This is a genomic window from Actinobaculum sp. oral taxon 183 str. F0552 (assembly GCF_000466165.1).
Taxonomy (GTDB): domain Bacteria; phylum Actinomycetota; class Actinomycetes; order Actinomycetales; family Actinomycetaceae; genus Peptidiphaga.
In genome coordinates, this window is record NZ_KE951463.1 from 1 (window position 1) to 4,386 (window position 4,386).

3 protein-coding genes are annotated in these 4,386 nt (G+C 66.5%); all 3 read left to right on the forward strand.

Annotated features, from left to right (window positions below; all coding sequences use genetic code 11):
• Positions 1-810: amidase family protein (locus tag HMPREF0043_RS08785; protein WP_021602693.1), on the forward strand; the 810-nt coding region annotated here is incomplete at its 5' end.
• Positions 810-2,306, forward strand: coding sequence for an Asp-tRNA(Asn)/Glu-tRNA(Gln) amidotransferase subunit GatB (gene gatB, locus HMPREF0043_RS08790; protein ID WP_021602694.1), 1,497 nt, complete (start codon positions 810-812; stop codon positions 2,304-2,306). The genes HMPREF0043_RS08785 and gatB, both read left to right, overlap by 1 nt.
• Before the next feature lie 194 nt (positions 2,307-2,500).
• Complete coding sequence (gene putP, locus HMPREF0043_RS08795) at positions 2,501-4,009, forward strand: sodium/proline symporter PutP (RefSeq protein WP_021602695.1); 1,509 nt, start codon at positions 2,501-2,503, stop codon at positions 4,007-4,009.
• Positions 4,010-4,386 lie beyond the last annotated feature (377 nt).

Genomic DNA, 4,386 nt, shown 5'->3' on the forward strand with positions numbered 1-4,386 from the left:
CCCCTCGACTCGACTTCCCTCGACTCGCCTGTCCCGCCGCTGGAGGACATCGCGGCGCAGTCCGCGCGGCGCGAGCTGCCGCTGGAGGGCCTGCGGATCGGCGTCGTCGGCGAGCTCTCCGGCGAGGGATACCAGGAAGGCGTCCTCGCGGCCTTCGACGCCGCGGTCGAGCGCATGCGGGAACTGGGAGCGCAGATCGTCGAGGTCTCCTGCCCCTCGCTCGACTACGCGCTCGCGGCCTACTACCTGATCATGCCCGCCGAGGTCTCCTCCAACCTCGCCCGGTTCGACGGCATGCGCTACGGCATCCGCGTCGAGCCGAAGGAGGGGCCGGTGACCGCGGAAACCGTCATGGCCGCCACTCGCGGCGCCGGCTTCGGGGACGAGGTCAAGCGGCGGATCATCCTCGGCACGCACGTCCTGTCCTCCGGGTACTACGACGCCTACTACGGCAGCGCCCAGAAGGTGCGCACCCTCGTTCAGCGGGACTTCGACGCTGCCTTCGGCGAGGTGGACGCGATTGTCTCGCCGACCTCGCCGGTGACGGCCTTCCCCCTGGGGTCGAAGCTCGACGACCCCCTGGCGATGTATCTTCTCGACGTGACGACGATTCCGGCGAATCTGGCTGGGATCCCGGGCATCTCCCTGCCGTGCGGGCTGGCCGGCGACGGTCTGCCCGTGGGCCTGCAGGTCCTCGCCCCGGCGCACGCCGACGACGTCATGTACCGAATCGCCGGAGCGGTCGAGGCGGGGCTCGGGGAGCCCCTCGCCTCGAGCTGCCCGGCCGCGACCTGGGAGGAGCGGGCCTGATGGACGCACTCATGGACTTCGACGAGGCCGTCTCGCGCTTCGATCCCGTCATCGGCCTGGAGGTGCACGTCGAACTGGGCACGGCGACCAAGATGTTCGACGGCGCGCCCAACGCCTTCGGCGGCGAGGCCAACACGAACATCACGCCCGTCTCCCTGGGGCTGCCGGGCTCCCTTCCCGTCGTCAACGCGAAGGCCGTCGAATACGCCGTCAAGATCGGCCTCGCCCTCAACTGCGAGATCGCGCGGACGTGCCGTTTCGCCAGGAAGAACTACTTCTACCCCGATCTGACCAAAGCCTTCCAGACCTCGCAGTCCGACGAGCCGATCGCCTTCGACGGGCATCTCGACGTGGACTTGGCCGACGGATCGACGTACCGCTTCCCGATCGAACGCGCCCACATGGAGGAGGACGCGGGGAAGAACACCCATGTCGGCGGCCAGGACGGGCGCATCCAGGGGGCGCGGTACTCCTTGGTCGACTACAACCGCGCGGGCGTGCCGCTCGTGGAGATCGTCTCCCGTCCCGCGACCGGCGCCGGAGCCCGCGCTCCGGAGATCGCCGCCGCCTACGTGCGCTCGCTTCGCGATGTCTTCCGCGCGCTGGGCGTCTCCGAGGCGCGGATGGAGCGCGGAAACGTCCGCGCCGACGTCAACGTCTCCCTCCGGGAGGGCCCCGACTCCCCGTTGGGCGTCCGCACCGAGACGAAGAACGTCAACTCCTTCCGCGGCATCGAGAGCGCCGTGCGCTACGAGATCCGGCGTCAGGCGGCCATTCTGGCCGATGGCGGGCAGGTGGTCCAGGAGACCCGGCACTATCACGAGGCGGACGGCTCGACCTCCTCGGGCAGGGTGAAGTCCGACGCCGAGGACTACCGGTACTTCCCCGAGCCGGATCTCGTGCCCGTCGCGCCCCCGCGGGAGTGGGTCGCCGAACTGCGCGCGGGCATGCCCGAGCTTCCAGCCGCCCGGCGGCGGCGCGTCAAGGAGGAGTGGGGGCTGTCCGACGAGGAGCTCCGCGATCTCGTCAACGCAGGGGCCATCGACGTCGTCGAGGCGACCGTTCGCGCCGGCGCCGAACCGGCAGGCGCGCGCAAATGGTGGATGGGAGACATCGCCCGATACGCGAAGGAAGCCGAGGTCGAATTGGAGGACGTTCCGATCGCGCCCGCGGACGTGGCCGAGCTCGACGGCCTCGTCCGCGACGGCAAGCTCACTGACAAACTCGCGCGTCAGGCCCTCGAGGGCGTCCTGGCCGGCGAGGGGAGCCCCGTCGAAGTCGTGGCCGCACGCGGTTTGGAGGTCGTGAGTGACGACGGCGCCCTGGCCGCGGCCGTCGATGCCGCCCTGGCCGCCAACCCCGGCGTCGCGGACAGGATCCGCGCAGGCAAGGTGCAAGCGGCCGGCGCGATCGTCGGCGCCGTCATGAAGGCGACGGGCGGCAAGGCGAATGCCGCGCGCGTCCGCGAACTCGTCATGGAGCGCTGCGGCGGATAGCCCTGCGGTGGATCGAATCGCGCCCGTGACCGCCGGAAGGCCTTCCGGCGGTCACGGCTTGTCATGCCGATTCCGAGCCGGCCCCGAGAGTCTCAGGTTAAAGAATCGTTAAAGTCTGGGTATCGATTGCCTGTAGGATGCGGCTAACGGTTTCGCGGCTCGAAACGGTTCCATGACTCGAGAGGAGACGGAAAGTGTCGGATCAGACATACCAGATAACGGCCATTCTGTTGTATTTCGCCGGCATGCTGGGCATCGGCTACTACGCTTACCGTCGGACTGCGAACGTCGACGGCTACATGCTGGCCGAACGTCAGCTGACCCCGACCATGGCGGCGCTCTCCGCCAACGCCGCGGACATGTCGGGTTGGCTCCTCATGGGCCTGCCGGGCGCCATCTACACCGCGGGCCTCATCAAGGCCTGGATAGCCATCGGCCTGACCGTCGGCGCCTGGGTCAACTGGCGTTTCATCGCTCCGCGGCTGCGGGCATATTCGGAGATCACGGACAACGCGATCACGATCCCGAGTTTCTTCGCCAAGAGGCTCAAGCGGAACTCGCGGCAGCTGCGGATAGTGGCGGCTCTGGTCATCCTCGTCTTCTTCACCTTCTACGTGTCGTCGGGCATGGTCGCCGCAGGGAAGTTCTTCGTCAGCTCCTTCGGCTGGAACTACTTCGTCGGGATGTTCGTCGTCGCCCTCATCACGCTGGCCTACACCCTGTTCGGCGGCTTCCTGGGCGCCACCCTCACCGACGTCGCCCAGGGCCTCCTCATGCTGGCGGCGCTCATAGCGGTGCCGATCGTCACCGTCGTCGAGCTCGGCGGGTGGTCTGAGGCCACCGATCGAATCGCGGACGTCAAACACGAGGCCTTCAATCTGTTCTCCGGATTCTCCGGCAACGCCTTCGTGTGGATCGTCGCGACGATATCCACGGCGGCATGGGGATTGGGATACTTCGGGCAGCCGCACATCATCGTCCGTTTCATGGCCTTGCGCTCCCCGGGAGAGGCGAAGACCGCTCGCAGGATAAGCCTCTTCTGGATGGTGCTGACCGCCTCGGGCGCGATTTTCACCGCGCTCATCGGGATCGGGTACTTCGCCGGCTCTCCGGAGATAAAACTCGGAAAAAACGAGTCCGAAGAGGTCTTCTTGGTCATGAGCAGGATCTTCTTCCATCCGTTCGTCGCGGGCCTCGTGCTGGCCGCGGTGCTGGCGGCGATCATGTCCACGATGTCGAGTCAGATGATCGTGTGCGCGTCCGCTTTGGTCGAGGACCTCTATTCGATCATGGGGCGTCGAGTGTCTGCGAGGAATCTGCTCGTTCTCAGCCGGCTCAGCGTGCTCGCCGTCGCCGTGGTGGCGGCGTTCATGGCGCTCGACCGCAATTCGGCCATACTCAAGCTGGTCGAATTCGCCTGGGCCGGCTTCGGCGCGGCCTTCGGGCCCCTCGTCGTCCTCTGCCTTTACTGGAGGAAGCTGACCGCCACCGGTGCCCTCGCCGGGCTGGTCACCGGCGCGGTGACGGTCTTCGTATGGGCGAACGTCGACGTCCTGAAGACGCATATGTACGAGATAGTCCCAGGATTTCTCCTCAACCTCATCGTGGCGATCCTCGTCAGCCGGCTCACCTATGAGGACGATCCCGAGGTGGATCGGGAATTCGCCCGCATGAAGGCGGCGATCGGAGCCCGTTCCCGGTGACCTATCTCGCCGATCTCGCCGAGGTCTTTCCCCGTCTCGACGGACGGGGAAAGACCTCGGCGATGCCCGCTCGGCAAGCTCCTCCCATCCCTCCCGACGGGGGAGATTCGGAGTCGGGGCCTCGACCGCCGGCCGCGAAGCCGACCGACCGACGAGGCCTCAGACGAATTCGGAAAAGTGACCCGATTCACATAATCGGGGTTTGACGGAGTGGATGCGTGGGGGTAGTCTATATACCCGTCGCCTGAAGTAATCGCTATAAGCGGCAGCATGAAGCCGAAAGTTCGATGACTCCAGTGCGCATGAGCTTCAAAGCTGGTGATGTGGGTCGCTGAATCTGCGTTTGACAGATCGGAATCCTGCACTAGACTATAGAA